Genomic DNA, 19288 nt, shown 5'->3' with positions numbered 1-19288 from the left:
TTCACAGTTTGGTTTACCGAGTGTGGTGGTGTGGAGTGTGTGGAGTCAGCACGGGCTCGCCGCGCAAATAAATTTCGGCGCGGGCATCCGGCTCCCACAGTGCATCTGGTTCCCACAGCGGGTTTGCGGTGAGCACCACCGCGTCGGCGCAGCTGCCCGCGGCGAGACTGCCGAGCCGAGGATCGCGCAGAATTGCGGCGTTTGCCGCGGTCATGCTGTGCAGCGCCGCAGCAGCTCCCAGGGCTTCCACTTGCAACCGCACCCCGGTTAGTTGCTCATCTTCCAGGTCTCCCATGAGGTCGGTGCCGAAGCCCACCATAACGCCAGCCTCGAGCGCTAGCTGCGCCGCAACTTTGCCCTGGTCGAGCACCTCTTGGTTTTTAGCGAGGGAGATCGCGTTCAGCCCGAGTTCCTCGCCGCGCCGATCCATCGCATAATATGCGGCGAGTGTCGGCACTAGGTGGGTGCCGCGCGCTGCCATCTCAGCAACCGTGGCACTGTCGATGAGGTTACCGTGCTCAATGCACTCAACTCCGTTATTGATGGAGTGCAGCACTGCCTCGCTGGAGTAGGCGTGTGCCGTGGTGTAACTGCCGCGACGGCGCGCTTCGCTGGTGATGGCCTGCAGCTCTGCATCTGAATACTGCGGGATTCTGATCGGATCGGTGAGCGAAAACACGCCGCCTGAGGTCATCACTTTAATCGCGTGTGCCCCGGTGCGCAGGCGCTCTCGCACCGCTACCAGCAGAGCGTCTACGCCGTCTACCACCTGACACATATGCCCGTGTGAAAAGCACACGTCAATGTGTTGGGTGCGCGGATCACCGTGCCCGCCGGTTTGACTCAGCGCGGGTCCAGTAAACAGATACCGCGGCGCCGGAAACAGTTCCTGGGAAATCGCGTTGCTGATCCCGATGTCGCCGCCGGCAACGTCACGCACCGTGGTAAAGCCGCGGCGCAGCGCACGCTCTAGCCGTGTGGCGCCTTTCAGTGCGGCATAGCTGAGCGGCCCACGTTCGATTTCCATACCGTTCAGACTGTGCGCGTAAGCATGAAAATGGGCATCAATTAACCCCGGGATAATCCATTTGTCGTGTGCGGGTATCTGGCGGGTGGTGGATCCGCCCACACCATCCACAACCTGCCCGGCCGCGAAAATCAAGTCTTGCTGCTGAAAGCCACGCTCTGGGCCTTGCCACACCTGCGCTCCGACCAGCACGGTGTGTGTGGTTTGCACCGAATGTTCAGGATGCGCCGCTGAGTGCGGTGCGGGCACCGCAGTCACCGCGGTCGCTGCGTGAGCGGTCATCGGGCCACCTCCACGATTTCGTGCCCGGGCAGCGTGCCCATCCCATCAACCGCGGGAATCGCTGCGAGCAGGCGCTGCGTGTAGGCTGCTTGTGGCTGCTCCCAGACTGCCGCGGCAGTGCCGGTTTCGACAAGTTCCCCGCGCTGCATCACCGCAATCTCATCTGCAATAATGCGCACCACCGCGAGGTCGTGACTGATGAACAGCAGCGAAGCTCCAGATTCCAGCGCGAGTTTACGCATCAGGGTTGCCACTTTCGCCTGCAAACTGGCATCGAGGGAGGCGATGGGTTCATCACCGATTAGCAGTTCCGGCCCGGCCGCGATGGCGCGGGCGATGGCGATCCGCTGCCGCTGCCCGCCCGAGAACTGATGCGGGTAACGTGATTGCACCGCACTGGGCAGCTCTACCTGGGCCAGCAGATCAGCGACTGTCCAGCTGTCTTTGTGAGGGTTCACCCGCAACCCGTCAGCGATTTGACTGCCGATGGTGCGGCGCGGGTTGAGTGAGGCGTAGGGGTTTTGAAACACCATCTGCACTCGTAACAGCTCCTCCGGGCGTTTACGCATGCCGAGCGGCGTCACCGGGATTCCTTTAAAGCGGATCTGCCCAGACTCAATTTTTTCAAGCCCGCATACGGCGCGCGCCAGGGTAGACTTGCCGCAGCCAGATTCACCCACCAATCCCAGCACGGTAGCGGGCTGCATCTGCAGGCTAACGCCTTTGACCGCGGTGATTTGGCGGCCACCAGGGATTTTATAGACGACTTTAACGTCTTCTATGCTCAGCAGGGGGTTAGTCATTTTCGCCTTCTTTCTGCTGCTTCGCCGCCACCACTGGTGCTGCTGGCGAAACACCAGCTACGGCCGGCTGGCTCCCGCTTAGCTGCTGCACGGTTAGCACCTCGGTGCTGGTTGATTCCACCGCTCCCGGTAAGAATGGCTCGTGGTTCGGCAGCGCCTGCACCAGCGCCCTGGTGTAGGGGTGTTGCGGCCGCCGCAGCACCTCAAAACGCTCACCCTCTTCCACAATCACGCCCTCGCGCATCACTGAGATGCGCTCGGCGAGACTCGACATCACCCCGAGGTCATGTGTAATCAGCAACACCGCTAAATCAAGCTCGTCGCACAGGCGTCGCAGCAGCCGCAGCACCCCGGCCTGCACGGTGACATCCAGCGCGGTTGTCGGTTCGTCAGCAATCAGAATTTCGGGATCACAAATAATCGCAACCGCAATCGCGATGCGCTGCAGCTGACCGCCGGAGAACTGATGCGGGTACTTCTTCATCGCAATTTCTGGCTCCGGCACCTGCACCAGCTCCAGGGTTTTAATCGCCTTCTGCCACGCTGCTTTTTTGCTGCACCCGGTGTGCACCCGCAAATGATCTGTGAGCTGCCGCCCAATGCTCAGCATCGGGTGCAAACTCGCTGTCGGGTCTTGGAACACCATCGCCAAGTGGCTGCCGCGCAGCTTATTCTGCTCTTTTTCACTGTTCAGTAACAGGTTTTTACCCTGAAACAGAATTTCTCCGCTGGTCTCAGAGCCCTCCGGGAGCAGCCCGCACATCGCCAGCCCGGTCATTGATTTGCCAGACCCCGATTCTCCCGCCAGTCCGGTAATCTGCCCCGGCTGCAGCCGCAGGTTAATGCCCTTAATAATCTCCCGGCCGTTAATCTGCACCCGCAGCTCGTGAATAGTAAGACCGGCACGGTCGTGTTGCAACTGCGCACTCATTTACATCGCCCTCCCCTGCACCGCGTCTTGGGTGCGTGGATCAAGTGAGTCGCGCAGTGAGTCGCCGATAAAGTTAAACGCCATCACCACGCTAAAAATCGCCAGGCCCGGGAACGCCGCCAACCACCAGGAGGAGAACTGCTCAACCCCGGCGGAAACCATCGCGCCCCAGTCAGGTGTCGGCGGCACCGCGCCGAGCCCCAAAAACGATAGCCCCGCGAGCAGCAGGATGGCAGTGCCAACATCCAGCATTGCGAGCACAAAAACCGGCGCCAACACGTTCGGGAGCACATCGCGACGCAGCGAGGTAAAAGCCCCTGCGCCCAGCAGCCGTCCCGCAACCACATACTCTTGTTTGCGGGCGCTAACAACCAGCGACCGTGTCACACGCGCGTACGCCGGCCAGGTCACAATCAGCATCGCAATCACCGCGTTGGTGAGGCTCGGCCCGAGCGCCGCGGTAATCACCATCGCCAGGATAATCGTCGGGAAGGCAAACACCAGGTCTGCGATCCGCATAATTATTTCATCAACGGCTTTACCGAAATATCCCGCAATCGCACCCAACAGGCCGCCCACACACATCGCCGTCAGCACCAGTCCCAGCGCCAGCGGCAGCGACACTCGGCTGCCGTACAGCACCCGGCTAAATACGTCGCGGCCAACGTGATCCGTGCCAAAAAAGTTTTCGGCGCTTGGCGGCTGTAATCGCGCAAAATTTTGTGCCAGTGGATCAAACGGCGCAAGTACCGGCACAAAGATGATTACCACGATCCAAAACGCGATAATTACTGCGCCGGTAATCGCCAGCGGGGTACGGAAAGCATCCGGCACCCGCAACCTGCGGCGGCGTTTACTGTGCTGCGCTAACACGTCAGTCATGACAGCCTCACTCGCGGATCAATCACACCGTAGAGCACGTCCACCAGGAAATTCAAGCCGATGTAGACGATGCCCACGATTAAACCAACACCCATAATTGCTGGCAAATCCAGCCTGGTTGCAGCGGTGAAAGAGTACTGGCCGATACCATTCCAACTGTAGACTTTCTCCACCAGCACGGTGCCCGACAGCAGCGAGCCGAACGCCAAACCGATCACGGTGATAATCGGCACAGTTGCCGCGCGCAGCACGTAAACAAAAGTGACGGTGCGCTTCGGCAGGCCCTTGGCGCGGGCAGCTTTCACAAAGTCTAAATCGAGCACTTCAAGCACTGCGGATCGCGCAAACCTGGTTAGCAGCCCGACGGTGTAGAGCGCCAAAACCGATGCTGGCAGCACCAGGTGGTAAACCGCATCCCAAAAAACTTCCAACTGGCCCGCCAGCAGTGCGTCGACAGTGTACATTCCGGTGACGTGCGGGGGCGGAATCAGAATCGGGCTGAGGCGCCCCGCGCCCGGGAAGATGCCGAGCACCGAGAAGAACACGTAGTAAACCACGAGCGCCAGCCAGAAGGTCGGCCACGACAGCCCGATGAGGCTTACTACCCGAATAATCTGGTCGGCGAGGCGCCGACGTCGCAGCGCCGCCCACAGGCCGAGCCCGACACCTACCAGCGCCGACCACAGAATCGCCGCGACCGCTAGCTCAATGGTTGCCGGGAAGGCTTCTGCGAGCTCTTCGGCCACCGGCTGCCGGGTCTGGTTAGACTCGCCGAGGTCTCCCTGCAGGAGCTTGCCAACGTAGGTTGCGTACTGCACTGGCAGGGGCTGATCCAAACCGCGATCCGCCCTGAATTTTGCCACAATTTCTGGATCGGCAGCGGCCTGCTCCCCCAGCGCCGCCTGCACCGGATCAGCTGGCACCAGGTTAGTCAGGGAGAAGGTGACCAGGGTCACCCCGAAAACCAAAAGCACCGAGATGACTAGGCGCACACCGATGTAGCGAAGCAGCGGCGGAATACCGCGGCGGCGCTGTGGCGGTGTGCGCTCTAGCACCTCGAGCGCAACTGTGTTAGTTGATGAGCGCAAGGTCGATTGTCCAAATCGGGTTAGTTACCACATCTTTGATGTGCGGACTGGTGACTACGCTCTGGGCTGGCTGCAGCAGCGGAATGAACGGACCGGTTTCGTTCTGGTAGCTCTGCCACTCTTGGAACGCTGCTTCACGGTCAGCGTCGCTCGCGCTCTGCGCTGCGGCAGCAAGCTCAGCCGCCTTCACATCAGCGGTTGCTTCCCAGCCGGCCCGCAGCCCCACCAGCTTGCCAGGTGAGAACACCAGGTAGTTGCTTGGGTGTGGGAAGTCTGGGCCCCAGTACCACAGCCCGATGGTTTCGGTGCCGCCACGGTAAGCGTCAAGCTCGGTAGCCACCGGAGCCGGAGCCAGCTCTACGGTGATCCCCACCTCTGCCAGCTGGGCTTGCAGGCTTTCGGCGATGCTGGTGAATGACAGCCCCTGCACGGTGATGTCGTTCGGGAAGTTCAGCGTTACCGGTTCACCGTTGTAGCCAGAGGCTGCCAGGGCTGCCTTCGCTGCCGCAACGTCACGCTGGTTACCAGCTGCAGAGTCTAGGGCTCCCACGAAGATGGAAGGGATCGGCCCGCCCGGGCGCACCGCGCCCTCACCGGCAAGCGCCACAATCTTGTCGTAATCGACACCGAGTTTCACAGCCTTCAGGAAGTCTGGATTGCTGGTCCACTTATTGACGCCAGAATTCTGGTTCAGGAAGAAGAAAATCATGTAGCGCGAAGCGTTACTGACAATGTTCACATCGGCGTTAGCCAGCTCCGCCACCTGATCCGGGTTCAGATCAAGCGCCACCTGCGACTCACCCTTTTCGATGTTCAGCTTCTGCGTTGGGCCCTCAACGTTGCGCAGCACGATTCGCTCGTAGGCTGGCTTGGCACCCTTGTAGTTTTCGTTAGCGGTCAGCACAACCTGTTTAGCCGCATCGAATGACTCCAAAACGTACGGACCAGAGCCGGCAGACTCTTTGTTGAGGAAAGCTTCCGCCGCATCGCTCTCATCGGTTGTGCCCCCGTTTGCTTCAACAACCGCTTTATTAACCACGCTGAGCGCCCCGTTTGGCAGGATGAACGGCAGCTCTGGCTTCGGCTCTGGACTGGTGATAGTCAGGGTTTTGTCGTCGACCTTCGCAATGGTGAGGCCCTCCAGCAGGAATGACGGGTTGCCCTTCACACCCTGCAAACGCTGTAGCGAGAACACCGCATCGTCAACGGTGATCGGGGTGCCGTCAGAGAAGACGTTTCCCTCTTTCATGGTGAGCGTCATCACGGTGTTGTCTTCGTTCATGGTGTAGCTTGCCAGTCCGTCGACAGGGGTGGTGACGTCTGAACCCTCAAAGGTCAGCAGGGTTTCATACATAGCTTTCGCAATGATCTGCCCTGTTGTCTCATAAGAGCGGTTTGGGTCTGCGGTCTTGAGGTCGAATGAGGCATCAACAACAAGTGATTTGGCGCTTGCTGCCTGCTCACCCCCAGAGTTCGCACCGCCCGCGCAAGCCGTTAGTGTCAGGCTCGCAGCGGTCACCGCGCCGACCACAGCCAACGCGCGTTTCAAAGAAAACTTCATCGATTTCTCCCATCACTTAGCAGTTTGGAAAGCACCATCCGCAGAGGGATCCACGGATTATCCTTAAAATTACCAAGGAAGCGATATAGTTGCCACAAAAAAGCTAAAATAGATACAATTTATCCGTTTTATAGCGCTTATAACGCAATAAGTTCCAAGAAGTAAAGACAACTCTAAGATTTTCTGGAAAGAATGACAATGCAACTCGATGACACCCACATCAAAATGCTCGATTTACTGCGCCAGGATGCCCGGCTATCAATTGCGGCGCTCGCGGAAAAGCTGAAAATCTCTCGCTCCAACGCCTACCAACGCTTTGAAGCGATGCAAAAAGCGGGGGTTATCACCGGCTCCACCATCGCAATCGATTTCAACGCCGCCGGTGTTGGAGTCGCCGCGCTAATTTTCGTTTCGCTCGATCAAAACCGCTGGGAAGAATTTCGCGAGCAGCTGCACGAGCTGCCGGAGTTGGAGTATTTCGCGGTCATCACCGGCAAATACGATTGCATGCTGCTGGTTCGTACCGCAAGCGTTGCCGGAGTGCACAAACTCGTCACCAGCACCATTTCTAAGTGGAGCGTCATCAAGGCAACCGAGACGGTTTTCGTCATGGATGAGGGCTGGTCGCGGGTAGACATTGAGGAGAGCATGCAAAACGCGGCCCTTGGCGCGCTGCGCCTCAACTCTTCCGGCATGACCCGGTTTATCCGCACCCGCTAAGCGGCCATCCCCTGCTGCACCCGGCAAGCTGACCCTGCTGCACCCCGCAGGCTCGCCAGGCCCCCGCAACTAACACGCCATGCGGCCAGCGCCCGCGCAACTAACACGCCATGCGGCCAGCGCCCGCGCAGCAACGCTAGCGCGCGTACTCCTCAATAAACCGCCCCAGCACCAAATGGCTGGCGCGCACATCAACACCCTGCACCGCGGCAATCAAATCTTCCATTTCTGCCGGGTCAAAATAACCGTGATTTGCATAGGCGCGGATCCGCCCAACTAGCGCTGGCGCATCCAGCTCTGGGTGAAACTGCGTCGCGTAAACATTGGCGCCAATCCGAAACGCCTGTACCGGACAGTTATCACTGGTTGCGAGCACCGCAATATGATCTGGAACCTGGCTTAAAGCTTCTTTGTGGCCTACGTAAGCATGGAACTCGGTGGGGAGCTCTGCAAAGAGCTTATCGATTTTGCCGGCTGCCGTTTGCCGCACAAGGGTTGCTTGGGTTTTTTCGCCGTGCTGCTGATCCACCACCGCTCCCTGATGTCTGCCTAGGGTTCCGACACCGTAGCAGATCCCTAAGAACGGTGAATCAAGTGCAACCACGGTGTCAAGCAGTTGCGCCAACTCCGCCTCGACGCGCTTCTCTGCGGCACTTTTGAGGTGGTCAGGCACGCTCACGGTAAACGGCGACCCCGCCAAAATGATGCCCGAATAGAGGCTCGGGTCAACTCCGCTGAGAGACCGTTGCTCGGCACGGTGCCATACCATCTCGTCGTCACGCAGACCGGTGAGCTGGCGGTATGATTCAACTTCCGGCAGCACAACTGCGTCGTCGTCGCGACTGGTTATCAACAGAAATGGCTTCATGTTTTCGAGCCTACTCGGTTTTCAGCTTAGAGCAATAGTTTGTTGCAGTATATTGCAGTTCGGCAGCATCTAGCGCCTGCTGCAGGAAGTCGCGGATGTCCTCCACCTCTGCCCTCGAAATACTGTGCTCGATGCCCGGGTATTCGCGGCTTGTGAGGGTTGTGTATCGCTCCGCCCAGCGCGCGGTCATCGCCATCGCCTCCTGGCTGATCACCGGGTCAGCGCTGTCGCGCCCCCAGAAAAGCAGCGGCCGCACCCGTTCCAGCTCGGTGTCTGTCGGCAGCGCTTCCGGAGCCACAAAACCGGAGCAGTTCACCCCCGCAAGAAACGCCTCCGGGTGCAGGCGCAGCAGTGATGTCACCATTACCCCGCCCTGTGAGAATCCCAGCAACGCAATCTGCCGTGGTGCTGCGCCGAGCGTTTCCCGCAGCTCGGCGATCCACCTCCACACGCTTCGCGCCGCCAGCACCGCGTTATGTTCCGCCTGCTGCGGGGTGACTCCCTGCGGCTGTAGCGACAGTGGAAACCATGAGTAGCCGTCGTGCGGCGGATATGCTGGCAGTGGCGCCCGGGGGCTGACGCACACGAACGGTGTTGGCAGTAGCGGCGCCAGCTGAATTAGGTCGCCCTCGTGTGAGCCCAGGCCGTGCATCAAAATCAGCAAAGGCTGCCCTGCGGTGAGCGCCGCCAAAGCGTGCGGTTGTGAGGCCGGCTGCCCTGCAACAGCCCACTGCATGTGAGCCGGGTTCAAACTTAAATCGCTCATTGTTCCCTCGCTTCTCGCACTTTTATTGTGTCACACGTCCGGGTGCTGAGCCACAGCAATCGCGGCACCAGGCAACCCACTGTGCCGCTTATTCCACGCCGTTCCACAGCGCTTTGAGGCTGAGGGTGGATCCGCCCGCCCCACCCGTACCCGCACCGGCCGCGGGTACCGCGGCAGCCCCGGGGGCCAGCACGGTCAGCTGTGCCGACATTCCCGGCCGCAAGCGCCCCGCTTCGTGCTCGATGCCGAGCGCCGCCGCCGGCACGCTGGTTACCGCCGCGAGCGCCGCCCCAAGCGGCACGCCCCAAGCGGTCACGTTATTCACAGCGCTCAGCAGCCGCAGGGTCGAGCCGGCGATACTTCCCGGGCTGCCGTCAGCGTTAAGCAGCCGCGGTAGACCGTGCTGCACCTGGACAGGCAGCGCACCAAGCACATATTCCCCGTCAGGCATACCTGCGGCAGCCATCGCGTCTGATATCAGGGCCACACGACCCGGCGCATTTTCAAACAGCAGTCGCACCATGCGCGGGTCGACGTGTTCGCCGTCTGCTATCACCTCCAAGGTGACCTCCGGGGTGTCAAACGCTGCCGCCACCGGTCCGGGCGCGCGATGTTGCAGCCCCGGCATCGCGTTAAACGCGTGCGTCAAAATCGTGGCACCGGCACCGAAAGCCGCGGCTGCGGTGCGGTAGTCGCATTCGCTGTGGCCAACAGCGACCCGCACCCCGGCGGCTACAAGCTGTTTAATGGCGGCCATGGCGCCAGGCAGTTCGGGCGCTATCGTAATCTGTTTCAGATACCCGCCACACGCCTCAAGCAGCTGCGAGATAACTTCCGGGGTGGGGTGACACAGGAGCTGTGGATCATGCGCTCCCCGCCTTTCGGGAGCTAGAAACGGACCCTCCAGGTGAATCCCCACGAAACGGTCATCGCTGGCGCACAGCTCAGCTGATGCTCGGGCTCTGTCGCACAGGGCCTCAAGGTTGGCGGTAACCAGAGACACAATCAGCTTTTGGGTGCCGCCCTGCTGGTGTGCAGCAGCGATACGGGAAGCCACGGCGGCGCGATCCACCGCAGCTGCAATTTCGTCAAAGGCGTGACCGCCACCGCCGTGCACGTGCATGTCAATAAAAGCCGGTGCGACAATGGCGTCGCTGAAATCAACCACGGTGTCTGCTGCGGGCGGGGTGCCGACCCCGATTGCCTGGATTTTTCCGTCGACCACTTGCAGCCAGGCGTTGCGCAGCGGTTCATCACGGCTGGCGCGCGAATCTTGCGGCAGCAAGTCACAATACAGCTGCCCCGCCAACACTACTGCCATCTTCAGCCCTCTTTCGCTATCTGCTTTGCACCGCGTGCTGCTTACGCAATCAATTATGCGGCAAGTAGCGGCTGGTTTGCACCCACAGTGACCGCGGCCTCAATTTCGGGGGTGACTACGATTTCGCCGGCCACTTCTGCCTGCACCGCCGCAGCAGACCAAGCCACAGCGTCGTGCAGCATGGCTTGCAACACGGCTTCGTCTTGCAGCGGGCTCGGTTGCGCTAGAAACTTGCGGGCGCAGGCTGCCACCGCGGCATCTCCTGCACCGGTGGTGTTACCCTGAATCACATATCCCAGCTTGGCGTGGCGATAGCCGTTTTTAGTCACCGCCATCATACCGTCGGCGCCGAGCGACACCAGCACCATTTCAGCCCCGAGCTGCAGCAGTTTTTGCGCGCCCTCAAGCGGGTCAGAGAGACCGGTCGCTTCCGCCAGCTCGCGGGCGTTTGGTTTCAGCATTTCGGCGCCGGCACGTGCCGCATCCAGCAGCGCCGGGCCGCTGACGTCGACGATTGTGTGCACCTTCAGCTCCTGCGCAGCCTGCACCAGTTTGGTGACCATATCTGCCGGAGTTTGCGGCGGCAAAGAACCGCTTAAAACAAACACCTTCGCGTTTTGCATGGCCGCGATAACCGTTTCTTCCAACACCTTCCACTCGGCTTTACTGTAAGGGTTGCCGACCTCATTGATGTTGGTGGTCTCGGTATCGGTTACCAGCACCACTGCGCGACGGGTTTCTCCGGCAACTGGCACTGTTTGAAAAGGCACATGCAACGAATTAAGAGAATCCTCAACCTGCTTCCCGGTGGCACCGCCAAGAGGCAAAATCTGGGTTACTTCCTGCTGCGCTGCCGCAAGAATCCGCGTCACGTTTACCGCTTTACCGCCCGGCAGGCTGATTGGCTCCCGCACCCGATGTGTCTCTCCAAGCTGCAGCTCGGGCACGTGATAGGTGATATCGAGCACTGGGTTTGGGGTAAAAGTGAGAATCATGGTGTTTTCTTCCGTGAAGTTGTACGGCCGGCAGCGACCGAATCCTGGTGTTAATCACACACAGCATGCTATAAATTATGCTGCCGGAGTAAGATTTCTACTGCTGATTATATCCACAAGCGACCGGTCCCGGTTCCCAGTTGCGACCCTTCGCGTTTCACCAGACCAATCCTCGACCATTCCCCAACCGCTGCTATCTAACAGTACAATATTGTCTAAGCATATGCTGCAGTTTGCTTAATATGCTACTTTGCACATCTATCTGACAGCATCAATGGAGTACTCAAGTGACAGATAACGCTGCGAGGCGGGGCACCTCCACCTCTGCTTTAGTTTTGGAACGTCAGGGCATTGAGGTGGTGGCCGAGACTGACCGCACAGCACACCCGCGAGATCTTTTTTGGCCTTGGTTCGCAGCTAATATTTCAGTTTTTGGCATGAGCTACGGCACCTGGATTCTCGGCTTCGGCATCAGTTTCGTACAGGCAACCATCGTAGGTATCGCTGGCGCAATCATCTCATTCATCTTGTGCGGGCTGGTGGCAATCGCAGGTAAGCGTGGATCCGCCCCCACCATGGTACTCAGCCGCGCTGCTTTCGGGGTGCACGGTCAGAAACTACCCGGCATCATTAGCTGGATAGTTTCAATTGGCTGGGAAACAATCCTTGCAATTCTCGCGGTTTTGGCAACCGCTACTGTGTTTGAGGCGCTCGGGGTCGGTGTTGGCACTGAACTGAAGATTCTAGCCTCCGGAGTAATCGCGGCTTTGATTGTTACGGCTTCGGTGCTGGGCTACCACACCATCATGAAGCTGCAGTCAATTCTGACCTGGGCGACCGGCATCATGACGCTACTGTTCTTGGCACTGGTGCTACCAAGCGTTAATTTCGCCGCGGTTTTCAGCATTCCGCACGGCAGCCTCGGGCAAACGCTGGGTGCTTTCGCGATGGTGCTCACCGGTTTTGGGCTGGGGTGGATCAACATCTCCGCAGACTGGTCACGCTACCAGAGCCGCACCGCCTCCGACCGTTCCATCGTGTTCTGGAACACTCTGGGAGGCGCAAGCGCCCCGGTGCTGCTGGTGGTTGCTGGCTTGCTGCTGGCTGGCAGCGACAGCAGCCTACTAGACAAGATTGGCAGCGATCCTGTAGGCGCACTGACACTGCTGCTACCGAGCTGGGCGCTGATTCCATTCTGGCTCACCGCGGTGCTCAGCCTGATTTCTGGTGCGGTGCTCGGTATTTACTCTTCCGGTCTCACCCTGCTGAGCCTCGGTATTAAGTTGCCACGCCCGGTTGCTGCGGGCATTGACGGCCTGCTCTTGACCATCGGCACCATTTACGTGGTGTTCTTTGCGCCAGACTTTAAGGGCCCGTTCGAGTCGTTCCTGCTGACCCTCGGGGTGCCGCTGGCTGCATGGGCTGGCATCATGATTGCAGACACCCTGCGCCGCAAGCGGGAATACGCCGATGCCGAGCTGTTTGACCCGCAGGGTCGCTACGGCGCCTTCGACTGGATTTCTCTGGGCACCTTCGTCACCGCGATTGCTGTGGGCTGGGGCATGGTTGTGAATCTGCCGTGGCAGGGCTACCTGATGGAGCCGCTGCGACTGGCATTCTACAATGAAGCCGAGGGCTACTGGGAAGGCGATTGGGGTTACGCTAACCTCGGCATTCTGTTTGCTCTGGTATTTAGCTTCCTGGTAACCTACTTCGCCCGCGCCGGGAAGATTCGCCGCCAAGAAGCACAATCATGAATCCTCACAACCGCTGGCTGGTAATCGTCGATCCGCAAAACATTTTTGCGGCGACTGACTCACCCTGGGGTTCACCGTTTTTTGCGGATGCTTGGGGGCGGATCGCGGAGCTCGCTCCCCTGTTTCCGGGGCGGATCGTGATAACCAGGTGGCTGCCCACCGCACCCCGCAACACCAGCTGGGGTACCTATTTTCAGACCTGGGAGTTTGCGGATCGACCCGCAACGGATCCCCTGTTTGACCTCACTCCGGAGGCAGCCGCGCTCGCTGCGGCGACCGGGGCGCAGCTGCTTGACACCCCGAAGTTCGGTAAATGGGGGGAAACGCTCAAGCGGCTCGTCACCGCCAACCTGGCTGCCGGCACACCGGAGCTCGTCGTCACCGGGGTTGCAACCGACTGCTGTGTGATTTCAACGGTTTTGCCGGCGCTTGATGATGGCTGCTACGTCACGGTTGTGCGGGATGCGGTTGCTGGATCCACCGCCGCAAATAATGCCGCAGCGCTACAGGTTTTGGAGCTTTATGAACCGATGGCGCGGCTGGTGTCTAGTGCCGAACTGCGCGCCGAGCTCGACGCCGCACGCCGTGACGGCCAGAATGCTGAGCCGGGCGGTGAGCCGAAAGCTGAGCTAGCTGGTGAAAATGAAGGGATGCAAGGATGATTATCGCGTTTTCTATCGCGCCCAGCGGGCCCGCGCCGGGGCGCCCCGAGAAGGCCGGCGGCTCGGTTTCTGACGCGGTCGCGCAGGCGGTGAAGGTGGTGCGCGAGAGTGGTTTGCCGCACCGCACCAGCTCGATGTTTACTGAGATTGAGGGCGAGTGGGACGAGGTGATGGCGGTTATCAAGCGCGCCACCGAGGTGGTGCTGCCATACGGATCGCGGGTGTCGCTGGTGATGAAGGCGGATATTCGCCCCGGTTATGAGGGCGAGATTACCGGCAAGCTGGAGCGGCTAGAGCGCGCCATCGACGAAATTTCCTAGCTGCTGCTGGCTGCCGGACGGTACCGCCACCCAGCGTGATGGACGCACACGGCCTAGCCGGGTCTCCACCCGCGCCCCGCACACAACCTAACTCTGCTCGCGCACAGCCGTCTTATCTGCCGCGTCTCCGGCGCCTGCTAGGCAGCGAGGTGGGTGTTGTAGAACTGGCGCAGCTGCTGGCTTTTCAGCGCCACAATGTCGTCCCACTGCTCCTGGGTTGTGGAGCTGTCGGCAAAGTCGCTCGGCACTTTAAAAACTCGGATTGGGGTGTGGAAAACCTCGGCGGTTTTCAGGTAGGCGTACACCTCCATGTCGCACAGGCTGGCGCCGAGCTCGGCGATGTGCCTCCGTTGTGTGTCGTCTTGGACGAAAACGTCGGCTGTGGCGATGGTCGCGGTCGGAATGCCGGTGAGATGTTCACCAGTGAGGGCTGATCCACACTTCAAAAGCGGCGAAGGCAGCGAGAAGTCGTGCTGCACGGCGCCGGTGACCTCAACCACGGTGTCTAAATCGTGGGCGTCTCCGACAATACCGGCGGTGCCGAGCACGGTAATCTGTTCGAAGGGCGCCTCCTGCTGCCATGCGGTGGCAAGCTCGGCTGCGAGAGCGGTTGCCGCATTAACTTTGCCGACACCGGTGATCAGGTGCGGCACGTCACCGAAGGCACTCGCCTCGTCGGCATGCGCGAAAACCAGGAGTTCTTTAGCTTGTGCTGTCACGATTGCCCAGTCTAGCGCACCTGCCTGCAATCTGGCTCTGCGTTATCTACAACCACAAATAAAACTTAAAATAAAAACGTTATTTTTACGCGTTTTTCACTGTTTTTCACTGTGCTAAATTAAGTTTTGTAAGGGAATGTCTCATTGACAGAGCATACCTTCTCGAAACTAATGACCAACGTTCAAAGGAGACACCAAAGATGTCAAACTCAGACAAACCATATGTAGTGTTGCAGGTTGTGCTAAAAGAAAAATTCTTATCTGCCGGGTCCGGCAACTTAGGCGAACTGGAAAATGTGATTAATGAACAAGCTGCGAAAGGGTATCGCTTACACACTATAACCACTGCGTCCGGAGGCACGAAAGGATTCGCTGGCGGCGATCGGATTCAAGCAACAATGGTTTTCGAACGCATCTAAAGTGTCTACCGAGCAGCAAAGCCCGGAACATCCAAAACCGGGCGCGCTGCTAACACAAGATGGGCAGACACACTTCACGTGTATCTGCCCATCTCGCCACCGCTACGGTGCCTTAAGAAAGCGCCCGCAGCAGCTAAAATGCCTAGAACGCTGAGTGGCCGGTCAGCGCGCGGCCGATAATCAGCGCGTGCATCTCGTCGGTGCCCTCGTAAGTGCGCACTGACTCCAGGTTCGCCATATGGCGCATTACCGGGTAGTCGCTGGTGATGCCGTCGCCACCGAGCAGCGCGCGGCAGGTGCTCGCGATCTTGATTGCTTCGCGCACGTTGTTGAGCTTGCCGACGCTAATCTGGTTGTGGTGCAGCTTGCCTGCATCCTTCAAAGTGCCGAGGTAGTGCGCCAGCAGCAGACCCTTTTCGTACTCCACAAAGCAGTCTGCCAGCTTGCCCTGCACCAGCTGCTTCGCGCCGATTGGGGTGCCGAAGGTTTCGCGGCCATTAACCCGCTCCAGCGCCACCTCCATGCAGTTACGCGCAGCGCCCATCACGCCCCAGGCAATGCCGTAGCGCGCCTCGCTGAGGCACTTAAACGGCGCCTTTAGGCCCTCTGCCTTTGGCATCATCGCGTCCAGCGGCAGACGCACATCGGTGAGGGTGATCTCGGTCTGCAGCGATGCCCGCATCGACAGCTTGTTCTCAATCGCTTCTGCCTTGTATCCCGGGGTGGTGGTTGGCACCACGAAGCCACGCACTACGCCGTCTTCGTCTTCGGCCCAGATTACCGCCACGTCAGCAATGGTGCCGAGGCCGATCCACCGCTTCTTACCGTTGATAACCCACTCGTCGCCCTCGCGGCGGCACTTGGTAATCATGGTTGCAGGGTCTGAGCCGCCCTGTGGCTCGGTGAGACCAAAGCAGCCGATTTTCTCGCCGCGGCCCATGGCAGGCAGCCAGGTTTCTTTCTGCTCTTCAGATCCGAATTTGTGGATCGCGCCCATCGCAAGTGAGCCCTGCACGCTGAGCATGGTGCGGAAGCCTGAATCAACCGCTTCAAACTCCATCGCAACCAGGCCGTAAGCGACTGAAGATGCGCCTGCCAGGCCGTATCCGTCCATGTACATGCCGAAGAAGCCAGCCGCGCCAACCTCAGACACCAGCTCTACCGGAAGGCGGCGGTTTTCGAAGTCACGCTCGATAATCGGCTTGATTTTGGTCTGCGCAAACTCGCGTGCCTTGAGCTGCCACTCACGCTCTTCGGGAGTAACCAGCGTAGCAACGTCAAAGAGATCGTCAATTGCGGTCATTTTTCTTCTTTCTGTTCGGTGTGGTTTGTTTCAAGCTTGGATTTACTGCTGCGCGCTGCCCAGGTCGCGAGCGGCAGCTGATTCTGCGGCGGCTGCACTAGCGACCGAGTCAGCCGCAGCCGAATCGGATGCAGCAGCGGCGGCAGCATCGGCGGCTGCACCACCAGCACCAGCATCAGTGGCAGCGGCAGGCCGCGGCAGCCAGTCTGCGCCCTGATGCTGCGCTAGGAACGGCGGCGCCAGGTGGTAAGTAGCAGGGGTTTTATCGAGCGAAATCGGGTTTGCGACGGTCTTCACGATGGCCTGCTCGCCCTGCGCAGTCACCACCGAGTGCGACACCACCGGGTTTAGCCCGAGCTCGGCAGCGTAGGCGATCGCCTCACCCACACTGTTTACCTTGCCCGCGGGAATCGTCAACCGCGCGCACCCGGCAACCCACTCGTTAATCGGGGCTGTCTGCAGCTGGCGCTCAATCGTTTCGCGCAGCTCCCGTCGGTTAGCAACGCGCGCCTCATTGGTTTGGAATTTCGGATCGCTTCCCATCTCAGGCACACCCAGGAGCTCAGCGAAGCGCGCAAACTGCCCGTCAGTGCCGATGGCAACCGCGAGACTCTCGCCGTTTACCGTGAAAGTTTCATACGGCGCAATAGAGGGGTGAGCGTTCCCGAGACGCTTCGGTGACAGCCCCGTTTCAAGCGTTGAGCTTGCCTGGTTTGCCAGCGCCCCGAGCAAAGACCCGAGCAGCGAAATTTTAACGTGTTGCCCCTTGCCATAGCAGCTGCTGCCCGCGGTATCACGGGCTCGCAAAGCCGCTTGAATCCCAATCACCGCGTTCAGCCCGGTGATGATATCAACCAGCGCCACCCCAACCTTGCTCGGCTCGGAATCCGGGCTGCCGGTGATGCTCATCAAGCCACCAACTGCCTGCACCAAAAGATCGTAGCCTGGCAGCGCCGCGCCTTCCTTATCGCCAAAACCGGAGATTGAAGCGTACACAACCCCCGGATTCAACGCGGCAACCGTGTCATAGTCGAGCCCAAACTTCGCCATCGTGCCGGGCTTAAAGTTTTCAATCACCACATCGGCGGTGGCGGCGAGCTCTTTCGCCCGCTCCAAATCTTGCGGATTACGTAAATCAAGCGCGATGGAGCGCTTCCCGCGGTTCGCGCTCACAAAATAGGTGCTCTGCCCCGCCGCATTGACCGGCGGCACCCAGGCGCGGGTACCGTCACCGTCAGGGCTTTCGATTTTAATAACATCGGCGCCGAAATCTGCCAGCAGCATGGTGGCGTAAGGCCCGGCAAGCACTCGTGAAAAGTCGGCAACTCTAATGCCCTGCAGCGCTCCCGCCGCGCCTTGCTGGTTCGCCTTGCTTTCCATAGGGCTCCTTCAACCTCTGTAGTGTCGCGCACTGGCCTCGCAAACGACCAGAATGCTCTCTGTTTTAGTCTACCCTAACAGCCGCGAGATAGTATGCCAGAATAGTGTGCAAAACACCATACCGAAATAGCTAAAATATAGTTTTCCACATAGGTGCGTGGATCCTCGCGGCCGCCTCAAACCCGCACCGCAAAACAAGGTCACCCGCTATCTCTGCTGCCGCTTAATCCGCGCCAGGCGAGCCTAGTGCTGGGTGCAAGCAAGCACTGCCCAGTGCAGCGAGCACCACCGATGTGGAACCTAATGCAGCGAGCACACCACCGATGTGGAACGCTGCACCTAGTGCAGCAAGAACTGCTTCGAATCCTGTGCCGGCACACCCCCGACAGCGACCAGCAGGTGATAAGCTGCGCCTTCACCCGCAACCGGCTCCCGTTCCTGCAAGTCGCAAGTGTCGGCTGCTGACTTCGTGCGATCCCACTGCAATGGCGCCGTTTTCAGCTTCTGCCCCGGTTGCAGCTGCACCAAGCGGTCATCAGCTTCCAGTTGACAGTCAGTTGACAACCACACGGTTTCAGCTCCAGCCTGCACCTCAAACACCATCTGCGAGGTGCCCAGGTTCTTCACGCACGGCTTCTCGCCGGTATTCTCAATACTCAACGACAACTGTGGCAGCTCTCCCGCGGCATAGCTGTCTTTATCGGTGTGCGCAACAACCTGCAGCTCGCCCGCGCCGCACTCTGCTTGATTGTTTAGCTCTGCGTTGCGGCTAGAGTTAGGGTCAAACGCAGTGTCTGGCAGCCGCACCTCTTCGCCATCGAGCGGACCCGAGCTGCGCTGTGAAGAAACCCAAATCAGCAGCAAGCCCGCCAATAACAGCACCGCGCCAATCGCGACAAAGGCGCGCCGCTGCCGCACTTGTTTCGAGGTCTTCGGTGTTGCCTGATCCATCACAGCTCCCGCTACAGAGTTTTCATCATTCGAGTGTTACCAAGTGTATTAGGTTTCACCCGCGCCAAGTCTAAGAATTCCGCAATGCCCTCATCATGCGACCGCAGCAGCTGCGCGTAAACATCAGCCGCAATCAGCTCCGGCGCTTCGCCGATCGGCTCAAAACCGTGCCGCCCGAAGAACTCCGTCTCAAACGTCAAACTCACAATCTGCCGCACCCCGAGCTCGCGCGCTTTCTGCTCCAGCGCCAACAGCAGCTTGTGCCCGACGCCTTTGCCGCGGGCGCTCTCCACAACCGCGAGGGTGCGCACCTCCGCGAGATGCTCCCACATCACGTGCAGCGCCCCGAACCCCTGCAGCATGCCGTCGGCGGTTTCTGCCACCAAAAACTCGTGGGTCGTCTCATACAGTGCCACCAAATCTTTGCCGAGGAGGATCCGCGCCGCCACAAACGGCTCCATAGCAGCCGCAATTTTCGGAATATCACTGGTTTTTGCGGGACGCACCGTCACCGCCAGGGTCGCTGCGGTCAT

At 59.6% G+C, this 19288-nt stretch carries 20 protein-coding genes; 5 read left to right on the top strand and 15 right to left on the bottom strand.

The features are described from left to right. Nucleotides 1-13: 13 nt before the first annotated feature. From F5897_RS05635 to F5897_RS05610, 6 genes are read right to left on the bottom strand one after another with little or no spacing between them, the layout of a single operon-like run. Nucleotides 14-1309 (bottom strand): metal-dependent hydrolase family protein, encoded by a 1296-nt coding sequence (locus tag F5897_RS05635; protein ID WP_183304806.1) that lies wholly within the window; start codon nt 1307-1309, stop codon nt 14-16. Then, on the bottom strand, nt 1306-2112 hold the full coding sequence (locus F5897_RS05630; protein WP_124824896.1) for an ABC transporter ATP-binding protein: 807 nt from the start codon (nt 2110-2112) through the stop codon (nt 1306-1308). Before F5897_RS05630 ends, F5897_RS05635 begins: the two co-directional genes overlap by 4 nt. Then, nucleotides 2105-3043 (bottom strand): ABC transporter ATP-binding protein, encoded by a 939-nt coding sequence (locus F5897_RS05625; RefSeq protein ID WP_124824897.1) that lies wholly within the window; start codon nt 3041-3043, stop codon nt 2105-2107. The genes F5897_RS05630 and F5897_RS05625 overlap by 8 nt, the downstream gene beginning before the upstream one ends. Beyond that, nucleotides 3044-3925: an ABC transporter permease gene (locus F5897_RS05620; protein WP_124824898.1), complete on the bottom strand. Its 882-nt coding sequence runs from the start codon at nt 3923-3925 to the stop codon at nt 3044-3046. Further along, nucleotides 3922-4980 (bottom strand): ABC transporter permease subunit, encoded by a 1059-nt coding sequence (locus F5897_RS05615; protein WP_183304805.1) that lies wholly within the window; start codon nt 4978-4980, stop codon nt 3922-3924. The genes F5897_RS05620 and F5897_RS05615 overlap by 4 nt, the downstream gene beginning before the upstream one ends. Nucleotides 4981-4996: 16 nt before the next feature. Further along, nucleotides 4997-6574 carry an ABC transporter substrate-binding protein gene (locus F5897_RS05610; RefSeq protein WP_183304804.1) on the bottom strand — a complete coding sequence of 526 codons (1578 nt, stop codon included), beginning with the start codon at nt 6572-6574 and terminating at the stop codon, nt 4997-4999. A 192-nt stretch (nt 6575-6766) separates the two neighbouring features. On the opposite strand from F5897_RS05610, the gene F5897_RS05605 reads away from it, so the two are divergent. Then, nucleotides 6767-7294 carry an Lrp/AsnC family transcriptional regulator gene (locus tag F5897_RS05605; protein ID WP_183304803.1) on the top strand — a complete coding sequence of 176 codons (528 nt, stop codon included), beginning with the start codon at nt 6767-6769 and terminating at the stop codon, nt 7292-7294. A gap of 136 nt (nt 7295-7430) precedes the next feature. Here F5897_RS05605 and F5897_RS05600 read toward each other — a convergent pair whose 3' ends face one another. The 4 genes from F5897_RS05600 to F5897_RS05585 all read right to left on the bottom strand — a co-directional run bounded on the left by F5897_RS05600 (nt 7431) and on the right by F5897_RS05585 (nt 11244). Further along, the gene (locus F5897_RS05600) at nt 7431-8162 is read right to left on the bottom strand and encodes a glutamine amidotransferase (protein ID WP_183304802.1); all 732 of its coding nucleotides are present in this window, start codon (nt 8160-8162) and stop codon (nt 7431-7433) included. Nucleotides 8163-8172: 10 nt separating this feature from the next. Beyond that, nucleotides 8173-8928: an alpha/beta hydrolase gene (locus F5897_RS05595; protein ID WP_183304801.1), complete on the bottom strand. Its 756-nt coding sequence runs from the start codon at nt 8926-8928 to the stop codon at nt 8173-8175. 88 nt (nt 8929-9016) lie between these two features. Further along, nucleotides 9017-10249: an N-acetylglucosamine-6-phosphate deacetylase gene (nagA, locus tag F5897_RS05590; protein ID WP_183304800.1), complete on the bottom strand. Its 1233-nt coding sequence runs from the start codon at nt 10247-10249 to the stop codon at nt 9017-9019. Nucleotides 10250-10302: 53 nt separating this feature from the next. Continuing rightward, complete coding sequence (locus F5897_RS05585) at nt 10303-11244, bottom strand: 1-phosphofructokinase family hexose kinase (RefSeq protein WP_183304799.1); 942 nt, start codon at nt 11242-11244, stop codon at nt 10303-10305. A 287-nt stretch (nt 11245-11531) separates the two neighbouring features. Here F5897_RS05585 and F5897_RS05580 point away from each other — a divergent pair, with 287 nt between their 5' ends. Genes F5897_RS05580 through F5897_RS05570 form a run of 3 tightly spaced genes read left to right on the top strand, consistent with a single transcriptional unit; the run spans nt 11532 to nt 13983 of the window. Next, on the top strand, nt 11532-13001 hold the full coding sequence (locus tag F5897_RS05580) for a cytosine permease (protein WP_183304798.1): 1470 nt from the start codon (nt 11532-11534) through the stop codon (nt 12999-13001). After that, a complete protein-coding gene (locus tag F5897_RS05575) occupies nt 12998-13663 on the top strand; it encodes a cysteine hydrolase family protein (protein ID WP_183304797.1) in 666 nt (221 codons plus the stop codon). Before F5897_RS05580 ends, F5897_RS05575 begins: the two co-directional genes overlap by 4 nt. Next, nucleotides 13660-13983, top strand: coding sequence for a thiamine-binding protein (locus F5897_RS05570; protein WP_124824908.1), 324 nt, complete (start codon nt 13660-13662; stop codon nt 13981-13983). The genes F5897_RS05575 and F5897_RS05570 overlap by 4 nt, the downstream gene beginning before the upstream one ends. Nucleotides 13984-14120: 137 nt before the next feature. Here the strand turns inward: F5897_RS05570 and F5897_RS05565 are convergent, their stop codons facing one another. Continuing rightward, nucleotides 14121-14702: a phosphorylase family protein gene (locus F5897_RS05565; protein ID WP_183304796.1), complete on the bottom strand. Its 582-nt coding sequence runs from the start codon at nt 14700-14702 to the stop codon at nt 14121-14123. Between the two features lie 200 nt (nt 14703-14902). Between F5897_RS05565 and F5897_RS05560 the strand changes: the two genes are divergently transcribed. Then, entirely contained in the window at nt 14903-15121 is a 219-nt protein-coding gene (locus tag F5897_RS05560; RefSeq protein ID WP_124824910.1) for a DUF4177 domain-containing protein, read from the top strand. A gap of 142 nt (nt 15122-15263) precedes the next feature. Here the strand turns inward: F5897_RS05560 and F5897_RS05555 are convergent, their stop codons facing one another. The 4 genes from F5897_RS05555 to F5897_RS05540 form a co-directional block, all read right to left on the bottom strand. Beyond that, the gene (locus F5897_RS05555) at nt 15264-16424 is read right to left on the bottom strand and encodes an acyl-CoA dehydrogenase family protein (protein ID WP_124824911.1); all 1161 of its coding nucleotides are present in this window, start codon (nt 16422-16424) and stop codon (nt 15264-15266) included. Between the two features lie 42 nt (nt 16425-16466). Next, nucleotides 16467-17804: a CaiB/BaiF CoA transferase family protein gene (locus tag F5897_RS05550; protein ID WP_183304795.1), complete on the bottom strand. Its 1338-nt coding sequence runs from the start codon at nt 17802-17804 to the stop codon at nt 16467-16469. A 339-nt stretch (nt 17805-18143) separates the two neighbouring features. Then, nucleotides 18144-18755 carry a hypothetical protein gene (locus F5897_RS05545; protein ID WP_183304794.1) on the bottom strand — a complete coding sequence of 204 codons (612 nt, stop codon included), beginning with the start codon at nt 18753-18755 and terminating at the stop codon, nt 18144-18146. A gap of 11 nt (nt 18756-18766) precedes the next feature. Beyond that, a complete protein-coding gene (locus F5897_RS05540) occupies nt 18767-19288 on the bottom strand; it encodes an amino-acid N-acetyltransferase (protein WP_183304793.1) in 522 nt (173 codons plus the stop codon).

Source organism: Canibacter oris, from assembly GCF_014197205.1.
GTDB lineage: Bacteria > Actinomycetota > Actinomycetes > Actinomycetales > Microbacteriaceae > Canibacter > Canibacter oris.
This window is presented reverse-complemented; position numbering and strand designations above follow the sequence as displayed.